16 protein-coding genes and 1 pseudogene are annotated in these 22580 nt (G+C 40.1%); 6 read left to right on the forward strand and 11 right to left on the reverse strand.

The genetic code is table 11. The features are described from left to right. The first annotated feature begins 368 nt into the window (after positions 1-368). The 6 genes from BDD30_RS04725 (at position 369) to BDD30_RS04750 (ending at position 11700) form a co-directional block, all read left to right on the forward strand. Positions 369-566 carry a hypothetical protein gene (locus tag BDD30_RS04725; protein ID WP_041381675.1) on the forward strand — a complete coding sequence of 66 codons (198 nt, stop codon included), beginning with the start codon at positions 369-371 and terminating at the stop codon, positions 564-566. 61 nt (positions 567-627) lie between these two features. Beyond that, positions 628-945 carry a hypothetical protein gene (locus BDD30_RS24965; RefSeq protein ID WP_015833487.1) on the forward strand — a complete coding sequence of 106 codons (318 nt, stop codon included), beginning with the start codon at positions 628-630 and terminating at the stop codon, positions 943-945. Between the two features lie 573 nt (positions 946-1518). Beyond that, the gene (locus tag BDD30_RS23875) at positions 1519-3054 is read left to right on the forward strand and encodes a hypothetical protein (protein ID WP_015833485.1); all 1536 of its coding nucleotides are present in this window, start codon (positions 1519-1521) and stop codon (positions 3052-3054) included. 18 nt (positions 3055-3072) lie between these two features. Beyond that, the gene (locus tag BDD30_RS04740; RefSeq protein ID WP_015833484.1) at positions 3073-3528 is read left to right on the forward strand and encodes a toxin-activating lysine-acyltransferase; all 456 of its coding nucleotides are present in this window, start codon (positions 3073-3075) and stop codon (positions 3526-3528) included. 36 nt (positions 3529-3564) lie between these two features. Next, a complete protein-coding gene (locus tag BDD30_RS04745) occupies positions 3565-7455 on the forward strand; it encodes an AMP-binding protein (protein WP_015833483.1) in 3891 nt (1296 codons plus the stop codon). 63 nt (positions 7456-7518) lie between these two features. Beyond that, entirely contained in the window at positions 7519-11700 is a 4182-nt protein-coding gene (locus tag BDD30_RS04750) for a non-ribosomal peptide synthetase (protein WP_015833482.1), read from the forward strand. A gap of 590 nt (positions 11701-12290) precedes the next feature. On the opposite strand, the gene BDD30_RS24610 is transcribed toward BDD30_RS04750, so the two are convergent. The 11 genes and pseudogenes from BDD30_RS24610 to BDD30_RS23460 all read right to left on the reverse strand — a co-directional run bounded on the left by BDD30_RS24610 (position 12291) and on the right by BDD30_RS23460 (position 22362). Next, positions 12291-12425, reverse strand: a complete 135-nt coding sequence (locus BDD30_RS24610) for a hypothetical protein (protein WP_015833480.1) — start codon at positions 12423-12425, stop codon at positions 12291-12293. A gap of 157 nt (positions 12426-12582) precedes the next feature. Continuing rightward, positions 12583-12909 (reverse strand): annotated as a pseudogene (locus BDD30_RS04760) (transposase); the annotation flags it as partial. Positions 12910-13090: 181 nt separating this feature from the next. Beyond that, positions 13091-13384 carry a hypothetical protein gene (locus BDD30_RS23035; protein WP_015833478.1) on the reverse strand — a complete coding sequence of 98 codons (294 nt, stop codon included), beginning with the start codon at positions 13382-13384 and terminating at the stop codon, positions 13091-13093. 17 nt (positions 13385-13401) lie between these two features. Beyond that, complete coding sequence (locus tag BDD30_RS04770) at positions 13402-14565, reverse strand: aldehyde dehydrogenase family protein (protein WP_015833477.1); 1164 nt, start codon at positions 14563-14565, stop codon at positions 13402-13404. A gap of 136 nt (positions 14566-14701) precedes the next feature. Beyond that, on the reverse strand, positions 14702-15850 hold the full coding sequence (locus tag BDD30_RS04775) for an AMP-binding protein (protein WP_249039913.1): 1149 nt from the start codon (positions 15848-15850) through the stop codon (positions 14702-14704). 565 nt (positions 15851-16415) lie between these two features. Then, positions 16416-16754: a nitrogen regulatory protein P-II gene (gene glnB, locus BDD30_RS04780; RefSeq protein ID WP_011147501.1), complete on the reverse strand. Its 339-nt coding sequence runs from the start codon at positions 16752-16754 to the stop codon at positions 16416-16418. A 15-nt stretch (positions 16755-16769) separates the two neighbouring features. Further along, positions 16770-18392, reverse strand: a complete 1623-nt coding sequence (locus tag BDD30_RS04785; protein ID WP_015833475.1) for an NAD+ synthase — start codon at positions 18390-18392, stop codon at positions 16770-16772. Between the two features lie 67 nt (positions 18393-18459). Further along, complete coding sequence (glrR, locus tag BDD30_RS04790) at positions 18460-19797, reverse strand: two-component system response regulator GlrR (RefSeq protein ID WP_015833474.1); 1338 nt, start codon at positions 19795-19797, stop codon at positions 18460-18462. Beyond that, positions 19794-20630 carry a two-component system QseEF-associated lipoprotein QseG gene (gene qseG, locus BDD30_RS04795; protein WP_015833473.1) on the reverse strand — a complete coding sequence of 279 codons (837 nt, stop codon included), beginning with the start codon at positions 20628-20630 and terminating at the stop codon, positions 19794-19796. Before qseG ends, glrR begins: the two co-directional genes overlap by 4 nt. Further along, entirely contained in the window at positions 20630-22069 is a 1440-nt protein-coding gene (locus BDD30_RS04800) for a sensor histidine kinase (protein ID WP_041381670.1), read from the reverse strand. The genes qseG and BDD30_RS04800 overlap by 1 nt, the downstream gene beginning before the upstream one ends. 134 nt (positions 22070-22203) lie before the next feature. Beyond that, the gene (locus tag BDD30_RS23460; RefSeq protein ID WP_158307054.1) at positions 22204-22362 is read right to left on the reverse strand and encodes a hypothetical protein; all 159 of its coding nucleotides are present in this window, start codon (positions 22360-22362) and stop codon (positions 22204-22206) included. Positions 22363-22580 lie beyond the last annotated feature (218 nt).

Here is a 22580-nt window from a genome sequence, read left to right on the forward strand (position 1 = left end):
TTTTTATACAAATCTGTCTTGATTTATATGAAAAACAATTGTAAGGTAATTGAAAAATTTGTTAATAGCAGGTATAAATTGTATCATTATGTAATTATTATACCTCGATTTCTTGCCTATCTATACCCAATAGATTTCGAGTTGCAGCGCGGCGGCAAGTGAACGCGGCCAACAAAGCAGCAACTTGAAAGATGAAGGGTATAGAAATGCAGGAAATATTCTTAACTCATTTTTACTATTTATTCATTTTTTCCTTTATTTATAAATTATCGGAGAGAAGTATCATAAACAACATATAAGGCGGCTTTAATCCAATATATATCAATATATCAGAACGTAACTGAATAATTATTATATGGAGTAAAAATATGAAATCAGCCATCTTGAATATTATGAGTCTCTGTATTGCTCTCGCATTGGTTAATTCATCATCAATTAATATTTTACATCATAGCGAGAAAAATATCGCTGATATAGCTCTTTGCACTCTGTCTTTTTTGGGGGCGAGATATGCTCTTTTACTTGCTATTAAGATCTATTCTGGACTCCAAAGCAATGGAAGATAATTTTTTGCCACGAAAACCGTACCTTACATCAATTAAGCAAAACAAACAATGGAGAGAAAAAATGAGGCCGATACGTAATGACTTACTAAATAACATTTCAGGTGGCGCAGGAGCACCTGTTACTCCTGCTAATCAAATTGGAGCAGCTATGATTGTAGGGGCTGCTGCGGGGATAGCTGGTGGGCCAATTGGAGTTGCCGGTGGAGCTATTGCAGCAGGCACAACAATGGCAATTGGCCTTATGACTCCTAAGGGGCCATTATTTGGCAGTGACGGTAACAGTGGTAGTGGTAATAGCGGCAATAGTGGGGGTGGGAGTAGTGGTATCAATAGTAGTAATGGTGGGTTTGAGAGGATTGATAGGTATGATGACCGCTGATGTATATTAAATCATTTTGTGTGAACTAAGTAATCTAAGTTTGCAATCGAAACCACTTAGCTAATATTATCGTTGGGGCTGAAAATTTCATCAACCCCAATAATACCAAATATGGCTCTACTCTATACCGGTTCTGTTCAAACAAGATTAGAGAGTTCATTTCCAAAAGAATTGTCAAACTTAACAGGTGTTATGTTAAATAACCATTTTCTGAATATGATTTTTAAGGACGGAGATAGCCAAGATATACTATAATCCAAATAAAGGTTAAAACTTACTCTGTTTAACGTATTGGATTATGACTGATTTTCAGTACAGAGCTATCTCTTAAGGTACCAAAAAATATATTCAATTAGAAGGATCTTGCTATATTTTTTTCCTTCTCTAAGTTTGTCATCTAGTTATTCAAATTAACATCCGTAGTCTCAAAGCGACTCCAATATGGCCAAGTTGAGCTTTATACGTCGTTGTGGTAGGGGAATATCTGGCATTAATGAAGATGATATTCACTGTACCTTCTGGCGTAATGCATTAAGAAAGAAAATTCATATATTCATTTAATTAGATTAGCCAATGAAAAATTTGTCAGAATTGAAAGAAACACTTATACCCTTTATTGCACACCGTATCAAATCGGGTGTGTTGTGGCATAAAAATTTGTCAGACATCGAAATTAAGAAAATTCAAGCAGAAACAAGCTATCTGATCTCCAATAGATCTGATATCTCTGTTTTTAACGGTGAACCACTCCTCTCTGAGGAGAAAGTTTTTTATGCGGAACGATACGGTGGAGACGGAATTTCCCGCAATGGTGGTGGTGCACGCTGTGGCTTTGATGGTCAATGGCAAGTAAAAGGTATTGGAGCCAACCCGCTCATTGGTAAAGACTCAAAACAAGTTGATGGCGAGCTGACTATGACTGGAGCTATGTTGGAAGTTTTATGGGGAAGTCTCATGGAAAAGCTTCTGCCTTTTGGTGCTGTTCCCAATGTGGTTGTATTACTGACGGATCAAGCTATCTCTGGAAAAAAACACGCAATATCGTTTCGCTCTCAGGATCTACGTACACTGTTGGTACGAGAACCAACTATTCGCCCCGCTCATTTTTGCCGTGCACCTTATTATCTTCCCTATGCAGCTATGCTATCACAACAGCATGATGCAAGCCGAGTTGAAAACCTAATTTCTAAACTTATTGGATGCCTTCCTCATCCTTTATCAATGGACGAAGAACAATGGCATAATTTATCCCCCGAAGAAAAAGCAGGTCATGGACTCGTCGAATTAACTAGCAGACTTGCTACACAAATAGCCTACTGCCGTACACGTCATCTGGTGATGAGGACTTCACCCTCAAACTGTGACATGAGTGGCCGATTGCTCGATTTTCATGGGGTACGTCATGCCTTCCCTGCTGATAGAGAGCAAGGTATACAGAGCTATATCCGATATGAAAAATTAAACGGAGATGCCCAAATATTACTTAACGGGATGTTAGATTTATGTTTCTATCTGGCAAAATATATATTTGGCTCTGCTTTTCAGATTTATGTACAGAGACAGATAATCAATGCTTTTAATAGCAGCTATCAGAGAACATCTTGGGTAGAAAATCTACGTATAGCTGGTTTCGACGTTGAATTCTTGCATACCGTTTGTACTTACCCTAGCTATGCTGCTATGGGAAACCGATTACAGCTTATACTTGACATGTCGGTAGGTTCATTTACGCAAAAGCTGGGTGTTGGTCAGAGAGATTCTCACCCTGCAATTGCCTTGTTACACAATTTGATTGATACTTTGCAAGTAAAAAAGGCTGAAATTTTTCTAAAGAACTTCCAAACCACTGGAGAAAGTTTTTCCTTTGCCTTCCAACATCTTTGCTGTGATTATCTTCATTATAAAACCAACCAAGGTAAGTCTGGTACTGAGGTTAGAGATGAAATGAAAAATACTATTGCAAGGAGGCTTCAATCTAGGACGTTTATGAACCGTGAAGTCATATTGAAAGAAATTAATAGCTACCAAGGGACAATCAATGACATTGCTTTACAAATTAAGGAATATCAATCTCATTTTGAAAAAAAAGCTATAGATATACTTAAATAATTGGTTAGAGGAATAACTATGAGCCTTATTAAGGAAAGTTGTAATGGCAAGGATGATTTTTCCGATCACGAGAAGTTAGGTTTTGCCGTCAGCTGTATGTTAATGAACAACAATTATAGTTTTTATCATATAAAGACCTTACAGTATTGGACCTTAGAAGCGATAGGCCAAAAACAATTTAAGATTCTGTTCGATTATTTAGATAGACCCCTTGGTTATATAACCTGGGCCTATCTAAGGGAAGATACTTTACATCGATTAATCCATGATCCACATTATTGTTTGCATATTAGCGAGTGGAATGAAGGTGGGATTATGTGCATTCTTGACTTTTGCTGTCGCCCTGGCAGTGCGGTCTATTGCCTTGATTATTTCAAAGGGGTTACCCCTTTTGCTAACGTAGAAAAAATGGTTTGGCAATCCAAAAGATCCGGTAGGTTGATGACAAGAAAAAATAGAATGCAAAGAAAATAAAGTCATTCTAAATAAGAAAAATGTTGGATAAAGAAAATGGGAAAGAATATATTGTTGGATTCACAAAGTGGATTCTATTATGGAAGTAAGGAAAATATACAATCATCTTATTATAATATTGCAGAATATATTGAAATAAGTCATGCTCTTAATATTACAATATTGAAAAAAGCTATTGGGTATGTGATAGATGCAACGCCAACACTGAGAATACGGTTTGCAGAGGATAATGGCATACCATTCTTAGAAGAAGTTAATACATATTCCACGGTAGAGGTTATAAATCTAACACATTTGAAAGATAATAGAGTTGAAGCAATACTCATGATGGAACAAGATGTCACAATAGATATTGACATTTCATCTCCACCTCTATATAGACATAAAATTTTTATTCTAGGAAAAACACATTTTCTATGGTATTTCTGTACCCATCATATTCTGCTCGATGGGTATAGCATCTATTTATTTTTCCACAAGGTAGCTGAGGTATATCGCTCATTAGTAAATGGGAAATTAAATTCACTAGGGAGTCCATCTATCTCAGAAATCATAGAATCTGAATCTAAATATAAGAAATCTCTTCGTTACTCCGCGGCTAAAGATTTTTGGCAGACAGAATGTAGCCATATTCCTTTTCCAACAACATTGGCGCTAAAAAATTCACCACAGGGACGTGTAATCCGTCATTGTGCCACATGGGAATGTACGGATAATTTTTTTAAATTTAAAAATAAAGAGCCTTCATGGTTGTCGAAAATGATCGCCATGGTCATGATATACATGTACTTGTGTTCAGATGAGCAAAAACAATCCATTGGACTACCGATGATGGCTAGAGCAGATGATGTGTCGCGTCAGGCATTAATATGCAAAACCAATGTAGTTCCTCTCATACTTAGTATCGATGAAACATCCAGTTATCTTTCCGTCGCCCATGAAATAGAAAACAAGATAAAACAGTTAAAAAAACATCAGGATTTTAGATATGAGGAAATAAAAAAACTGAGGGGTAATGATAATAATACCAATCTCTTTAACGTTGTTGTTAACATTATCCCATTCGATAATGAAATTCGATTTTTAGACAATACTGACAGCAATATACATAACGTACGTTCTGGAAGTGCTCACGATATCGTTTTTAATATCCGCCCGAATGCTGCTCGGAAAAATATCAGATTAGAGATTGATGCGAATTCTGGGCTATATGACTATGAGCAACTTTCATTGCATTGCTCATCCATACAGCACCTGTTTACCTTTTTGGATAATAGTCAACAAGACTTCACAGTATCCGCTCTAAGATGCAAATTGCCAGCATCACATCTAGGTACTATTCAAACCACAGGAGAACCTGATGATATCATACAACGCATTATTCGACACGGCACGTCATGTTTTGCTGGCAACATAGCTATCCAAACACCGGAACATCTCTTGCCTTATTTCAGGTATATTTCGTACCGTCAGTTGGTAGACTATTCTTATTCTTGGATAGAACAACTGAGCAAATATCACTTGTCATCTTCTACAGTACTTCTGATTAATCTACCAAAAGGCCCTGAAGCCGTGGCCTGTATGATTGCTGCTCTTTCCTTAAAGCTTCCATTTGCAACTTTAAACATCTCAGCCAGTGAGCAAGATTGTATCTGGCTAATAAGTCAGTTTTCCGATGTAATTGTAGTTAGCTCTCAGTTATCCTCCCTCATGGAAAAGGTAAGGGTATCCCCTGCTTGGCAAATCACACAAGGATTTTGCCCACGGTTATTTCCCCACTGTGCTCTTATCCAACTAAAGACGGATCATGTGACAATTGAGCTCCCTGCCAATGTTGCCTATATTATGTTCACATCAGGTACTACAGGTACCTCGAAAGGTGTTATATGCGGAAGAGAATCATTAAACACGTTCATTCAAAGCGCAATAAGACGTTATGGTATTGTATCTGAAGACCGTATTTTAAATTTTTCTCAATTGCATTTCGATGCATGCATAGAAGAGGTTTTTTCTACACTTACTTCTGGCGCTAGTCTTATCATACCCCCTGAGTACATATCAGGAAGCTTTAGTAAATTCCTCTCATTTTGTGATGTGTATGATATAAGCGTTCTTGATTTGCCAACAGCCTATTTTAACGAATTGGTATTTTCGTTAAATGGTAAATTGCGTCTACCTCCTCAGCTGAAGACACTCATTATTGGTGGAGAAAACCTGTTGCAGCAAACCAAAAAAACATGGTTTGAACATCAACCGGAAGGAAAACGTTTGATCAATTCTTATGGTCCAACAGAAGCAACCGTGGTTGCTACAACTGCTGAAGTCCAAAGTGATAATACCCCGATATCCATTGGTCAACCACTCGACAATGTCATGACCATGATTGTAGGTAAAAACCTCCGTGTGGTTCCCAAGGGCATTGCTGGTGAATTGCTAATCGCTGGCCCAACGGTCTGCCAAGGCTATCTGAACAACCCTGAACTGACCAAAGAAAAATTTATCATTATCAATGTAGGTGGGCAACATGTTCCAGCATACCGTACTGGGGATATTGCCTATCAAGCACAAGATGACACTCTTGTGTTCCTCGGCAGAAAAATAAGAGAAGTGAAAATTGCAGGTCACAGAGTTAGTCTCGACCACATTGAATCTTGCATATCTGATGTATCTGGCGTTATTGAGGTTTGTGTGATCGCTAAAATCACTACTTCAGGTCAAGTTTTATGTGCCCATTATTACTCAGAGAAAAACCTCGAGAAAGAGATTAGATATGCCCTGCTTTTAGCACTACCAAACCTCCATGGATCGAGAGTTTTCATTCATCACAAAATGCCTTTGGAGAAATTACTCAATGGTAAGATAGATTACAAAACAGTAGAAAATTATCCTCTAACGCTTCCGAAGAAGCAAAAAATATTTAGCTCCACAACATTGCGGCTCCTCCTTGACGAGGTTTGGAGTTCAACGCTGGGAAACGCTGATGGTAATTTCTTCGATCTTGGAGGAGAATCTTTACAAGCAATAAAAATTACTAATAGAATTAATGCCTATTGTCAGCTTGACTTGAGCTTGCAAGATGTTTTTGAACATCCTGAAATTACGGATTTTTACCATCACCTGATTGAGATTGCCAATCATAATTTTGATCTGAGTGTGGATATGCTAGATATTCGTTGTCTCATCAACCAATGTATTGATGAGCATAGTTCGAATTCAATCCACGGTAGGTTAACGTTTTTTATTGAAAACCCATCATACCAAGATGAACATCAATTCTTATCGAAAATTACCAAGAAAAATAAGGTTGTTATTGTTACTTCATCAGATGCATTCTTTGGTAATTCAAATAATACAGTACATGTTGGTTTCGATGATCATATCATAAGAATGGATATTAGGGAGATTGAAGATGCTGTGGAGAGAGACTCAATTTCAATGACCATTTTCAACGTACCAAACTCAGAACAAGAAATATTACAGTGGTTGGTAAAACTAAAATCCATGTTATTACGCTTGGTGGCACTACGCACAAAAGAGATTATTTTCTTGTGTACACCAGAAAGTATGAGAATATTCAGGAAAATCTTTTTGAATGGTTATTCTCACAAAAGAATAAAATTTATTACTAAATTTGAGCACTATGAATTTAATAAGATAGAGAGAAATATCTCTAATCTTATCGATGCATCTGCCCTTATGGGGTATTTCCCCAATATAATGTTTAATTCAGCCGACGAGTTGTTATTCAGTTATGCAATGAGAAAGTTAGCTCTTGATGGGCTTAATTGCCAGGATGAAACAATTGATCATCAGACGGCATTTATGGAAGTTCAAAAGCGGAATCCAGGTGTGCAATTGTGTAAATTTACACATTGGTTAAACCTGTTTTCCGAGCATTGCCGCTCCATGAATAACAGTAAAGAATAGGTTGTAACAAAAATTGTTGCCATAGAAAGCTTATACGCAGATTAACTGTAATGGATTGATATAATGAGTATTTTTGGATTGATTAAGTTAATGGAACTGGCTAAAGCAGGAGTCCGGTTTGAACAACTATCTCCGCAACATAGGGTTATTTGCTCTGCTGCAATAAAAAACATTAATACAGACGATCCGGATATCGTTGATTTTATAGCTGGATGCCGCCATGAAACACAGCTAGATAACACAGCTATCAAGGAACGCTATGACATTGACAGGTATGCAGGTCAATATCTTTGGTTGTATGAAAACCTGACCAAGGGAAGTGCGATGTACAATATTCCTATTGCAAAGGAAATCATCGGGGACTTTGACCCTATAAGGCTAATATCCGCTCTAAAGAAACTAATAAGCTGCCATGAGATACTCCGCGGAATATACAAGATGGATGATGACACTATCTCTATCGAATTCCGTGAACCTGATGCGGAGGTTTATAACTCATGTTATCAGGATATCAGTCACTTACCTATTGAGGAGCAGGAACAGATTATTGCAGAGACATTAGCTGGACAATGCACGCAACCTTTTAATCTTGCTTCCGAACTTCCAATACGTTGTCACATATTAAAAACAAATAAATTTTGCCATTACCTTTTCCTAACTTTTCACCACTGTATAGTTGATGGCTGGACAGCAAATATCCTAGTTAATGAACTCAATCATAACTATCGGGGCGACGACAGTATATGTTCTCGTTCTGATAGAAAGTTTTTCCAATTTCTTGAAGACCCCTTCATTAACGTCAGTGACGTTGATCATAGTCTGAAATTTTGGAGGGATGAACTCCATGGTGCACCGGAAAGACATAAGTTACCTTATGATATCACAATCAACTATGACGAATTAAAAACCAATATTATCAGAAATAGTCTTCCTTGCCGCTTAACAAGAGACTTGATAAAGACGTCAAACCGTGAAGGTACATCGTTGTTCACCTTATTACACACAGCATTTGCGGTACTGATCGCCAAGAAATCTGAATCTGAACGTGTTGTTATTGGCAGTCCTGTTGCCAACAGAAATATACAGGAATTGAATAGCGTGCCCGGTAGTTTCGTTAACACTGTTGCTTATCAGTTCCAGATACGAGAAGAATATACATTCGCGGTTTTGTTGAAAGAAACGGCCAACAAATTTGCAGAGGCTTACAGGCACCAAGGGCTGCCATTCGCCTATTTGATTGAAAAATTGCAGCCAATACGTGGGCATTTTCATCCTATATTCCAAATTATGTTCGTTTGCCAACATAGAAAAAGCAATGAATTTGTTTTTGGCTCAGCGCAGATTAAAACGCTTCCTAGGCATTATGCTCCACCGAAGTTTGATTTGGTACTGGAGATTATCTCTACCGAAGAAGGCATTCACCTTGAATGGCAATATAACTCAAACTTATTCAATATTAATACGATACGTGCATTATCTGGAGCTTACCTCATTCTATTAGAACAAATTGCTCACAACGACATGTTAACCCTCAACAACTATGATCTTAATACTTCATCCGACATGGAGGAATTGCGGCGACTTTCAAAAGGTTTGGATATACCTTCATTTCTACAACAAACATTACCTTCTAGACTATGGCGAGAAATGAATAATAATCCAACGCTGCCAGCTTTAATTGAGGGGGATAATGTATTGAATTATGCCCAGCTTATAGAAAAAGCAGGCACCATTGCTCGTTGGCTGAATAACAATATCCATACGAATGACATTATTGCTGTTGACATCTCCCGTGGTGCACTTCAGGCTATCGCAATGCTGGGTATTGTGCTATCGGGGCGAACTTATTTGCCATTACCTGCTGGTCTACCACTCAAACGTATTGCATCGATTCTGGAACTTTCTAATAGCCAAATCATCCTGAGCACTGAGCAATCTTCATGTACTCAAGCCATCAGAGGAACACGCAGGGTTATTCTGAATGACAATTTTTTTACAGCTGCTAAGTCTGCCGTAGATTTTGTGCCCATAAACTGCCAGCCGCAGGATCTTGCCTATATAATCTATACTTCAGGGACAACTGGCAAACCTAAAGGAGTTGCCATTGAGCATGCATCCGTTACTAATACTCTACTGTCTATGAATCATCTTTTTGCAATTACGTCTCGGGACAATGTGTTATCTATAGCAGATGTTGGCTTCGATTTATCGGTTTATGATCTGTTCGGCAGTTGGCTTGCAGGAGCAACCGTAGTTTGTATGCATGAAGACGATATCAGAGAACCCTCTATCTGGCTGGAACTGATACAAAAACACTATATTACTGTATGGAATTCGGTGCCGGCCGTTTTGCAACTACTAGTCAGCTACTGTGAGCAAGAAAACATCTCGGAGCTACCTAGTTTACGCCATATCTGGCTTAGTGGTGATTGGATCTCTACTAGGCTAGTAAACCAAGCTCACAAACTTTTTCCTAACGCAATGATTACCAGTCTCGGTGGTGCAACGGAAGCTTCCATTTGGTCTGTATATTACTCACTAGAAAACAGCATCAGTTATAGACAATGCATTCCTTACGGCGTTGCATTGCCAAATCAAAGTATGTTCGTGCTAGATGAAAACTATGAACTATGTGGTTACGGTAAAACAGGCGACATTTATATTGGTGGTGCCGGAGTAGCACGGAAATACTGGCGTGACCACGAAAATACAACCTCCAGTTTCTTTTTTCATTCTGAGCTGGGCTGCAGATTATATAGAACTGGAGACCGTGGTAGATGGAATCGATCCGGCTATATAGAGTTTCTTGGTAGGGAAGATTATCAGGTTAAGTTACAAGGCTTTCGTATTGAAATCAATGAAGTGGAAACGGCACTTAAAAGTAGCGGTCTCATTGGCGACGTTCGTGTTATCTGTTGCAATAAGGAATCGATGTTTGAAGAGCGTTATCTGGAAGCTTATATTACTCTGTCAGATGTTTGTCTGGATCTGGTTGAATCAACAGAATCACAACTTCGTGCGCATCTTTCTACCTTGCTTCCTGTCTATATGCATCCTACAAAATACCATTTCATAGAACGTTTCCCTCTATCACGTAACGGAAAACTGGATCTTTCTCAATTGATATCGACTACTGCCATTGCTTTGCAACGAAAAGTTAGCACTGAGTTGTATGAGACAACTGAAATGGGAACTCTTAAAACATTATTGGCCGAAACTTTAACTTGTGACGAACAAGATATCACCCTTCATGCGAGTTTTTTTCAACTTGGTGGTAGTTCTTTATCCGGCATTACTTTGCTGGGAAAACTCAAGAAAGTATTTAATACCAACTTAACTTTAATGGACATCCTTGAGTGCAAGAAATTAATTGACATTACATACAGGATCACCCAGAAAAAATCTACGTTTTTACCGCTTACAAGCTTGTCAGGTAGCGATGACAAAGCAGGTAGCCCAACACTATATCTGGTTCATGCTGCTGGAGGTCATTTGCAATACTATTCTTTCTTGATTAGCCAGCTGAAAGATTATGCCAATATAAAATTTATCAGCAGCCCATGGCTGGCAAGCGACACAGTTACGTCTGATAAAACATCACTCTATCAGCTTGCTATGTCTCATGTTGACACACTCCTTCAGCGTTCGGCGACAAAATCCAACATGCTCATCGGTTGGTCCCTGGGAGGGCGATTGGCTATGCACATGGCCGCTATTGCTGCAGATAAAGGTTTTCCTTTTGCTCACGTTGGTGTGATTGATATGAGTCTTTCTGCTCAACAAACGAAAACAATCAGCATAAAAAAATGTTATAATAATATTTGTGATTCGTTTGGCATCGACCGGAGTAAACTGAAATACTCACAACATCATGAAAGTGGGGAGGACTTTTTAGCTGAGGCAAAACATACTTATATGTTAAACAAAGACATTATGTCGAATAAAGTGAGTTTGGAACAAACTCTGACATTCTGCCGAGCAATAGAAAAATCACATGGACTTATCAATGCGGACACGCACATGCCGATAATTGACAGTCCTTTATCAATATGGTTAACCAAGAAAAGAATGTCGAGATTTCAGAGTTTGACCAGCCTGTGGCAAGCCCAATCCACACAGGCAGTGAATATTTCCTATGTTGATGAAAATCATTATAGTATTCTGAATAACGTTCAAATTGTGGACGAATGTAAAATCATATTACAGAAATTAAAAGAGATTTATATACCGGACCTTAAGCATTAAATCTTTAGAAGATCTTTCCCAATGTGTTGTCTTTAAATTATTTAATTTTTTCTGGAGCGACTTCAGAACATTTATTAGATAGATACTTCATGCCTAATTCAGATGATGTTCTATTTCTGTCCATACCCGATGGATAATTACCTCTAGTATCGAAAGGCAGTCAAACATCCACAGTTTGGCTGCTTTGAACAACGAGACAAAAGGCCAGAATTGCCTTGACTATTTCTGGTATGAACAATAGCAGGATTCAGCAATTTATTTCCCCTAACTACAAAAGAGCCACCGTATAGGGAAAGCTGTACAAAATAGCCGGAGTTTACGTAACCTTGTATCTACCAGTAGTAATTTATTGATTAATATGTGACGAATAACTCGAAACGTCAACAACTCCTAGTATTTGTTTATTCAGATGTACCTCATTGATGATGACATCTTGTAGAGTGCTATGACCGGCAAAGTCGGAAGCTATGAAAAAGATGGCATTAGCAATTTCATCAAGTAAGGCAATTTTTTTCATCGTCTGATTAATTCGAAGTGAAAATTTTTGAAATCCCGATGACTTAGAATTTAAAAGGCGATCATGATAGTCATTATCTCGCTGCACTCATGTGGCTATGACGTCTGCGTTTACCGCGATTATCCTCAATACACTGTTGCTCCCGTTGCGGAATGAAAGTGTAGCAAAAATCATCGAAATCACAGAAGAATTCAACTAATTTGTCCATTCCTATTCCCCATAAGATCGGTTTTTTCTTGGTTAAAAACTCTAATCCTAGAATAGGCAATCAGTTCAATTTTCTATCCAGAGTTCCGATTAAATAACAAAACACCCGCGCCATTCCGAGGGTGTCGCAAAAGGGTTGAGGTCATTTTTCCAACGCGTTAAATTGAGCCCAGATTCCATTTTTTAGTGCCTGTTATTTGTACGAATAACAAGCTAAAAATCACCCAGAATATCAGAGCCACTGCTCTTGATAAGTTATAGGCCACCGCATGCAGGGTAAATTGCAGCTTTACCGCTGACAATCCCTTGCGTCGAAAGCGTTCCAACCCCTGAATTCCCCGCAATGCTGAAAATACCGGTTCTACGATGCTCTTTCGTTGACTCAATATCTGTTTTGACTCAGGGGTAGCCATATGTAAACGAAGTTCACCCCGCTTTTCATCTTTCAGATAGCGTTTTACGTTTATCCCACCTTTGGCCTGTGTACATTGGTTTTTTTACCTGCATTGGACGCAATTGGCACCGCCATAAACCCGATACCTCGCGTTTTTTCCGACGCGGCCACTGTGCTTTTCAAGGATAATTGATAGTGGGCAGGACAGGTATAACTGTCTTGCTCAGCATTATAGATAAATAACGATTTGGGTAGATTTTTCGGTGGCTCTGTCAGTTGGCATTTTCAGAGCAAAACAGCCGGATTTGATATTTTTGTGTCTCAGCAATCACCGCGTCATGGAAACAACCGGCATCCAATAACAATTTGTCCGGGTGATATCCCGATAAATTAAAATTCTGCGCCAATAAATTTGAAGTCAACCAATCTTTCTGAATACGAATCCCTCGGCTATGCATCAAAAATTCTGACAAATATCCATCATGAGGTACCAGTGGAGCCATCCATGTTGTTGGAATATACCCGTTATCTTTCAAGTTGCCTCTTTGTTGGCTGCACTCACTCACCCCGGTCGCATAGTTCTCTATGCTCCCGGGGATTCGCTCCCTGGCCGTCGCGATGCATCTTGAAATCCATAGGGTATATTTCCTACATAAATATTACTGATAGTTGTATCACTGAAAATAGAGTCCAGAATTTCACGTTTTTTCGAGAAGACAGTAACAACTAGCGACTTTGATAGCATTTGTAAGCTATCTGGATTCTTATAGGGTGCCACGGTTACACATGGAAATGGAAGTTCACGTTGAATTAAAGGATCTATTGGATTATCGACAACAGTAACATGGGGCCTAAGGACATATCCCAATGATGTTTGATCACCAAACAGCCGAAAATCTTCATCATTTCTCTTTTCCGAATAAAGCGACTTCTGTAATAAAACCGTGGTATTCAATGATCCTAACGGAAATATTTCTTCAGCATCCATCTGATTAAAAGCTTCAGATAAACGTTTACCAAAATCAGCAGGCTCTCCTTCTACTAATACCGCGCTAGCAGAAACACATGCTGCACCACCAAAAGCCGTGACAGATCGCGCAACAAGTGAAACTGCTTCATCAATATTAGCATCTGAACCCACCACAATCTTCGAGTGCCCCGGTCCTTGTATTAACACTCTAGGATTCGAATAGTATTTATTAATAACATCTTGTCCGCCATAAATAATAGACAAGTCTGCTACAGAAACCATTTCGTCCGCACCTTGATGATCCGTCGGTATGAGCGCGACATAATTTCCGAGTCCAGCCTGTTCCAATGAGGCAACTAATCGCTGAGCTGTGAATGGTTCACGAACAGAAGGCTTAATTAAGATTCGATACCCAAAAGCGAGGGCTTGTGGCCATAAAGCATGTGCTCCAGGTCCATTACCTCCAGTAATAACAGCCAACACATCTGCACGTCGGCTGAATAAAGCGCATCCTTCCGCAACTCTCTCATCATCCACATCCCAAATAGCGCCATGCGGCATAGATGCTTTGATTATCTCCGGCATCATCATAAGCACTTCTGAAATTTCAGTCAGCGACCTTTCGATAATACCTGCGGGTAATCCAATGACCCTATGCACCAATTGCACATACTCTGACGGAGAAAGACCAGCAACATTCTCACTGGAATAAATTATTGCAGCCTTCTTCATCGCTACATGAATTTCATCCAACCTCAATCGAGGGGCAATTCTCATCTTTCGGATAACTTCACAGATATAAACAGGGGGAACTACCGCAGTTTCTCCAACAACTTCATTGCGAGAGCTTCCACCTGTTGCAATTTGCTCTCCCTTGCTGTTTTTGCGTCAGGATTTACACCATCGATTAACATTAATAAACCCCTTCTATCACTGCCTGACCAGAAATCTCCTCAACAGGACGCACCAAAGCAACGGCAGCCCCTGGGTAATTATCTATCCTTGGCAGTCGCACAGCGGTATCACGCTCCAACATATTCGGGAATAAGGCAAATTTACTGAGACAGTTCATCACAACCTGGCCTCGCTCCCCAAAAGGAACAGGTTTTTGCGTTAACGGATCAATAACGTCAAAAAGAACGTTAGGGGCAAAACTATCAAAAATAGGTGAACCGTCAAAATCCTGACCATCTCTTGATTTGGATTCGCCAAGTATCATCGTACTGCCATAACTGGCTGTTATTTTGACATCAGGAAAAATAGAGGATTGTAAACATGCCAGTGTATCCGGGTCCATATGAGTTCCGCCCCAGACAATAAGGTCCAAAGTTTTATTCAAATGACTGACCAGAGCCGCTCTTCTTACCATGCGTTCTAAAAGTGGCGGCGTTATAATCAGATAACTAATATGTTGCGTATTAATAATATCTTCAGCCTGATCAATAATATGTTCGCAATAGGCATCTACCCCAGTAGTATCACCTTGTTGGATCATCTTCTTGACCCAACGTGGATCTAAATCTATGGTGAAAAAATATCCTCCACTGAAGCGAGCCCGAAAACGGCTTATTGCTCCTATAACATGAGGCCCGGAAGGAACCAATGCGAGCGTATTCTTTACTGCCCTCTTATTAATGATTTGTATATCATTCAGACGCCAAGTTATAAGTTGTTCTAACCATTCTTCAAATACAACAACCCGCTTAGGACGCCCTGTCGTACCACCACTTTCAAATATGCCTGCGATCACAGCTCCCTTCAAACCTCGAGGTACCAAACTTTCAACAGGAACATCCCGGAGTTCATCAGTAATATCTGGAAATAACATTAAATCAGAGAAAGTGCGCACATCTTGCAATGGATCAAAATCTAATGTTTTGCATTTCTCAAGCCAAAATGGTGTTCCCGTTTCAGGAGAAAAATGCCAATCCATGACTTGAAACAAATGAGAGTTAAAACGATGAAAATCTGTCATATGTACCTCTACATTATTAAAGTGAAGTTTATACCTGTTATCTTTCAAGTTGCCTCTTTGTTGGCTGCACTCACTCACCCCGGTCACATAGTTATCTATGCTCCCGGGGATTCGCTCCCTTGCCGTCGCGATGCATCTTGAAATCTATTGGGTATATAGTTACTACTGCATCAGCCTAAAAGGAGATAATAAATTCAATTACCTATAAGACTCTTGAGCTCCTCTCTTTAGTTAGAAAGATACTATTGCTGCAATAATACAATTTTAATTTAACTTTTAAAGACAGACTCAAATTCTTATAACAAATTCAGATTAAAAATAATAAAGTTAGCGATTAACAATTGATTTAAAAAAAATTTGTCAATTGTAAAAACAATATTACACATCAATTATCATGTTCGATTATTAAAAAAATAAATTTATTTATTAAAATCGGGTGTAACTGACTTTAAAAAAATTGATTTATATAATGGTATTTATAAATAATTGCTTAATTAAGCATATAACACATCACAATTAATGAATATATTAGACTGACATTCCTATGATATTGGCAATATTTTTACCTCAACCTATCTACAAAAAATCCAATTTTTATATTTAAGGGTGGTACTTTGATTTGCCTATTACCACCCTCAAAAATTAAATTATGCTAAATCGCCTCTTCGTCCTGTTCACCAGTACGAATACGGACAACGCGGGCAACATCAAAGACAAAGATTTTACCGTCACCGATTTTTCCGGTCTGTGCTGTCTGCATAATGGTTTCAACACAGGTATCGACAATATCATCTGGCACAACAATCTCTATTTTTACTTTTGGCAGAAAATCCACCATATATTCTGCTCCACGGTATAACTCTGTATGCCCTTTCTGACGCCCAAAGCCTTTCACCTCTGTTACCGTCATTCCAGTAATACCAACTTCCGCCAGAGCTTCACGCACATCATCCAGTTTGAAAGGTTTGATAATCGCATCAATCTTTTTCATGAAGTTTTCCTGTTGTTACCAGTTTTTACGACCGAAACCAGAGGTAATCGGGTAGCGTCTGTCTTTACCAAAATTGCGGGGAGTAATACGCGGGCCAACCGGAGCCTGACGACGTTTATATTCGTTAATATCAACCAGACGAATCACTTTGCGTACTACTTCTTCATCAAAACCCGCAGCCATCAGCTCATCTACAGATTTATCCTGTTCCACATACCCCTCCAGAATAGCATCCAGAATGTCATAGGGCGGTAAACTGTCCTGATCAAGCTGCCCAGGTGCCAATTCTGCTGATGGCGGACGATCAATAACTCTTTGAGGTATCGCTGGAGAAACCGTATTACGATATTTTGCCAATTCAAATACCAATGTTTTCGGTACATCTTTCAACGCATTAAAACCACCCGCCATATCGCCATATAATGTGGAATATCCTACAGCCGATTCACTCTTATTACTGGTTGTCAGCACCAGCCGACGACGCTTATTAGACATCGCCATCAGAATAACGGCACGACAACGCGCTTGTAAATTCTCTTCAGTGGTATCTTTGACGGTACCAACAAACATAGGTTCAAATTGCACCATAAATGCATCAAACATCGGCTCTATCGACACAACATTAAACTCAACACCCAGCATATCAGCCTGCTCTTTGGCATCTTCTATACTCATTTCAGATGTATAGCGGAACGGCATCATTACCGCCTGAACATACTCTTTACCCAATGCATCAACAGCAATGGCCAGCGTCAGGCCAGAATCAATCCCCCCAGATAAACCTAGCAGAACACCTTGAAAGCCATTCTTGCGCACATAATCACGCACTGAAAGTACTAAGGCTTGATACACCTGCTGCAATGGTGGTAATTCAGGTGCCGGATTAACCATCGGTTCAATCTTTAATTCATTAAAGCAACATTGCTGAATTTGTTCATTAAATGCAGCCAATCGGTGCGTAATTTCACCACTTGCATTAAAAACTTTAGAACAACCATCGAAAATCAATTCGTCCTGACCACCAACCTGATTAAGATAAACCATCGGTAAGTCTGTACGTTGGCAATGTTCTCTAATCAGTTCATAACGTATATAAGGTTTTTCACGATTGTATGGAGAAGCATTAATAGAAAGAATTAAATCCGCACCAGCCTGTTGCAAAGCATCAATCGGTTCATCAAACCATAAATCCTCACAAATCAACAGACCAAGATTATAGCCCTTAAACGGCACAACGCAGCTTTGATCGCCCGCTTTAAAATAGCGTTTTTCATCGAAAACACCGTAATTTGGCAACCGTTGTTTAAAATAACGTGTCAAGATCTCCCCTTGCCAGAACAAGGAAAGCGCGTTGTAAATTTCACCATCCTGTTCCCAAGGATGGCCAACCAAAATAGCCACTTGATCACTGGCAGCCTGTAAACGCGCTAGTTGCTCACGGCAACGTTGATGAAAATCAGCACGGAATAATAGATCTTCTGGAGAATAACCGGATAGTGCCAGTTCAGAAAACATGACCAAATCGGCACCTTGTTGCTGTTGCTCCTGCACTGTCTGCAACATACGTTCACAGTTGCCTTCAATGTCACCAATCATCCAATTAAGCTGTGCAAGGGCAATATTAAGAGTACGACTCATACAATTTGGCTCTCCCAAGCCATCAATCTTTAATACCAGTGTAAAAACTGCCTAAACAGCATAAAAGTTATTCTTTAAAATCATTCGCATCTAATTCATGACGCGCCAGTAATTTGTAGAATTCAGTCCGGTTACGCCCCGCCATACGCGCAGCATGAGTCACATTACCTTTGGTCATTTGCAGTAATTTACGCAGGTAATTCAGTTCAAACTGATTTCTCGCTTCTGCAAAAGTAGGTAACGCGGTATTCTCCCCTTCTAGCGCCTGCGTAACCAGCGCTTCGCTAATAACAGGTGCAGTAGTCAATGCAACACATTGTTCAATCACGTTAACAAGTTGGCGCACATTTCCAGGCCAGCTTGCCGACATCAAACATTTCATTGCATCAGCGGAGAAACTGCGGACAAAAGGTTTATGACGCTTCGCTGATTCACGTAACAAATGATTCGCTAGCAAAGGAATATCTTCAGCTCTTCCATTCAAGGCAGGAATCTTCAGATTCACAACATTTAGGCGGTAATAGAGGTCTTCACGAAATTCATTTTTTGCCATTGCCTTTGGCAAATCGCGATGGGTGGCAGAAATAATCCGCACATCAATCTCCAAATCACGGTTACTGCCTAGTGGACGCACTTTACGTTCCTGTAATACCCGCAACAACTTAACCTGTAAAGCCAACGGCATATCACCGATTTCATCAAGAAACAGCGTTCCCCCCTGTGCAGTAAGAAACAGCCCTTCACGGCTACTGACCGCACCGGTAAACGCGCCTTTGGCATGACCAAACAGTTCAGATTCAAGCAATTGTTCCGGCAAAGCCCCACAATTAATAGCGATAAACGGCTTTTTCGCTCGTGGACTGGCACGATGAATTGCCTGGGCTAATACTTCCTTCCCCGTACCACTCTGGCCATTTATCAATACACTCACATCAGATTGAGCAACCATCCGTGCCTGTTCCAACAAACGCAACATAACCGGGCTACGGGTGACGATTTGCTCCCGCCACTGCTCATCCCCCGCTGGCGTAGACAACGCCAATGCTCCATCAATTGCCTTATACAGTGCATCCCGGTCAACAGGTTTAGTCAGAAAACTGAAAACCCCTTGCTGAGTTGCTGCAACCGCGTCAGGAATGGAGCCATGGGCTGTCAAAATAATGACCGGCATTCCAGGCTGTTGTTTCTGAATTTCAGCGAACAGCGCCATACCATCCATTTCATCCATGCGCAGGTCACTGATCACCAAATCGGTTTTTTCTTTAGTTAGTAGCCTCAGCGCTTCATAACCACTTTCCGCCGTTGTGACACGAAAACCTTCGCTAGTAAGACGCATACCCAATAATTTCAACAAACCAGGATCATCATCAACCAGAAGAAGATGGGCTGGCTTACGTGCTGTCATTGTGCTGCTCCTTTATCCGATTCAGATGTGTTACCTGGCATGCTATTTTCGCCAGGTGATAGCGCCGCTGGCATTTCAGTATGTTCATTGGCATTACTTGAACTGGCACTATTCTGATTTTGTTTCCGGGAAGAGAGCTGACGTTCAATATCTGTCAGATTTTCCAGTTTACGAGACGTTTCCTGTAGTTCAAATTCTAGCCGCGCACGACTTTCACGCAGACGGTCTATTTTGTTATCAGTATCTACCTGTAATTTCTGGAATCTTGCCCGTTCCTCAGTAACTGCAATTTGCTGAACCTGTTGTTCGCGCCATAACTGCAATAACGATCGCAATGAGGTTGGGAATTTAAGTCTGTATTTGTTGAGATTTTCAACCATTTTTCGACGCTCAGCTAGCGTCGGCCTAGCACTGTTAAGTAAAATACTCTGCTTGAAAGCTGAATCCCAAGTAACCGGAGTAATATGTTTCGCAATATTACGCGCTTTAGCTGACGTCAGGCTATTTGAACAATCTATCATCTTCAGCCAGTAGAGCGCGTTCTCGATCGATTGCGGTGTCTCTAAATCCCATATTAAATCGCAACCTGCGATACGGTAATCTGTCACCTGTTGTTCTGGTATTACCACCGCTGTAGTTAAATTGTTATTAACCGGACTTTTGACACAACCCGCCAATAACAAAGGAGTGAGGATCAGCGGAATCATTCTAAAACCCCAAACTGAGACGCGTGGTAATAATAGTCTGGCGACAAAAACGTTTTTCCCAGGCTGTACCGCAATATTCTGCCGATCCGTCTTTTGTACAAAACGGTAAGTAGACCTGTTATACATTATTTATTCTCAGCAGTTAATGGCAATTCAATACGAAAACATACATCAGCAAATTCGCTCTGAATTAATAACAGTTCACCTCTCATGCGCTTAATACAATCCTGTGCAATGCTTAACCCAAGGCCGCTACCTTTCACTGCACCTTTACGCTGGAGCGTTCCCTGGTAGAACGGTTCAAAAATCATACTACGCTCTGATTCAGGAATTGGAGTACCTGTATTAGCAACATCAATTTGAACGCATTTGCCGATCTGACGACTAGAAACCCAGATGTTACCGGATTCAGCGCCATAGTGCACCGCATTGGAGTAGAGATTATCAATAACCCGCATTAATAGTGTAGGTTCTGCCCAGCAAATATCAGCATTAAGTTGAATTTCAGTCTGAATATTCTTTGATCTCGCAGGCAAACTGTGTGATAAAACCACTTCATTAACAATTTCCCATAAAGAAACTTGCTGCTGTTCCGTCGAGCTATCCGCCAGTTTACGGTTATAATCTAACAATTGTTCGATCAACTGCTGCAAATGTTTACTACTATTATCAAGAATAGCAACCACTTCTTGCTGATCAACCGTCAATGGCCCTGCAACTTCATCAGCCAGTAATTCTGTCCCTTCTCGCATACTTGCTAATGGTGTTTTCAGTTCATGAGAAATATGACGCAAAAATTCATGGCGTTGTGATTCCAACCAAGCCAATCGCTCACTAAGCCAAACAATCCGCTGTGCCAAAGAGCGAAGTTCTCGCGGCCCCTGAAAAGAATCTATACGAATTCCCAATGATTGCCCTTCTCCCAATCGGTTAATCATTCGTTCAATGCCTTTCACTGGCCCGATAATCATACGGGTAAATAACGCAACCAGTAGCGCACTCAATAAAAACAAAATAAGGCTCTGCCAGCCAAAGAATTGTCCTTTCTCGGCAATATCTTTCTGTAGTTGTTCCCCTCGACTGAAAATAATATCGCGAGTGGTCTGCACCATCTGACTATTAACATTAGAAAATTGCTCAAGTAATTGAGATGCAGATTGTGTGGGTTCACTATTGAGGCAAGTGATTTCTGTCAATGGTGACAGTAGATCGTTAAGCATCTTGATATGCTGTTGATCATCAAGTATAGCCATTTGATCTTTCAGCATCTTAGAGTATTGCCGATATTGCTTCTGATAGAGATTTTCCAGCGTTTTATCCCCCAGCACACAATACTGGCGGTAGCTACGTTCCATCTCCAACGCAATACCGGTCATAGCTTCACTACGGCGGGCGTCAGCTAACGTGGTACGGTTTATATCAGCCGCTTGTTCACTGAGCTGATCAAGACTTTGATAAGCCTGATAAGCCAAAATCAATAATGGCAATAGCACTAGCCAGAAAGCCATCACAACTAATTGGCGCAATGAGCGCGGAAATAAACGCCATTTTTTCAAGGAAATCATCTCGTAACCTGTCAGTACACCAATGCTAACCGACAAAAGGCAGATAGAAAAACCTGTCGGCTGATAAATTCTGCTGTTACTGATAAATAATCAAGATGCAAACATCCATACGATGAGGCAGGCAAACACCTGAATTATGACGGCGGGACAATAGCTTTAGCTACTATCCCGCCAGTGAGGATAACACTCTCCTGCCGTTTATCTACAGTCAGGATAGGTGGTGCCTCACTCCACGTGTCGCCCGATGTTTGATAAGGCCCGAAAGCGATATCACTGAGTTGGACGGTAGGCACCTTACTCTGGCATCATTCGATAGTTTATGTGGCATGTTTCCACCGATGTGGGCCAACATAAGAAGCTGAATGAGCAACTGTGCCAACTTAATGCAGGTTACGTGCCAATATTTAAATATTAATCATAATTAACTGTTTTTACTTAATAAAAAATTAAAATCAGCGTTTCAGCAACCAAAAATCTTTTTTTCAATATCAATAAAATCTATTTTCTGTCT

The sequence above is a fragment of the Photorhabdus asymbiotica genome (genome assembly GCF_003634575.1).
Classification (GTDB): Bacteria; Pseudomonadota; Gammaproteobacteria; order Enterobacterales; family Enterobacteriaceae; genus Photorhabdus; species Photorhabdus asymbiotica.

Coding starts and splice junctions, on each gene's coding strand:
- BDD30_RS23875 (WP_015833485.1), top strand. CDS start 1,519: ATGAAAAATTTGTCAGAATTGAAAGAAACACTTATACCCTTTATTGCA.
- BDD30_RS04785 (WP_015833475.1), bottom strand. CDS start 18,392: ATGAGTCGTACTCTTAATATTGCCCTTGCACAGCTTAATTGGATGATT.
- BDD30_RS04750 (WP_015833482.1), top strand. CDS start 7,519: ATGAGTATTTTTGGATTGATTAAGTTAATGGAACTGGCTAAAGCAGGA.
- glrR (WP_015833474.1), bottom strand. CDS start 19,797: ATGACAGCACGTAAGCCAGCCCATCTTCTTCTGGTTGATGATGATCCT.
- BDD30_RS24965 (WP_015833487.1), top strand. CDS start 628: ATGAGGCCGATACGTAATGACTTACTAAATAACATTTCAGGTGGCGCA.
- BDD30_RS04800 (WP_041381670.1), bottom strand. CDS start 22,069: ATGATTTCCTTGAAAAAATGGCGTTTATTTCCGCGCTCATTGCGCCAA.
- BDD30_RS04725 (WP_041381675.1), top strand. CDS start 369: ATGAAATCAGCCATCTTGAATATTATGAGTCTCTGTATTGCTCTCGCA.
- BDD30_RS24610 (WP_015833480.1), bottom strand. CDS start 12,425: ATGGACAAATTAGTTGAATTCTTCTGTGATTTCGATGATTTTTGCTAC.
- BDD30_RS04740 (WP_015833484.1), top strand. CDS start 3,073: ATGAGCCTTATTAAGGAAAGTTGTAATGGCAAGGATGATTTTTCCGAT.
- qseG (WP_015833473.1), bottom strand. CDS start 20,630: ATGTATAACAGGTCTACTTACCGTTTTGTACAAAAGACGGATCGGCAG.
- BDD30_RS04745 (WP_015833483.1), top strand. CDS start 3,565: ATGGGAAAGAATATATTGTTGGATTCACAAAGTGGATTCTATTATGGA.
- BDD30_RS04770 (WP_015833477.1), bottom strand. CDS start 14,565: ATGAGAATTGCCCCTCGATTGAGGTTGGATGAAATTCATGTAGCGATG.
- glnB (WP_011147501.1), bottom strand. CDS start 16,754: ATGAAAAAGATTGATGCGATTATCAAACCTTTCAAACTGGATGATGTG.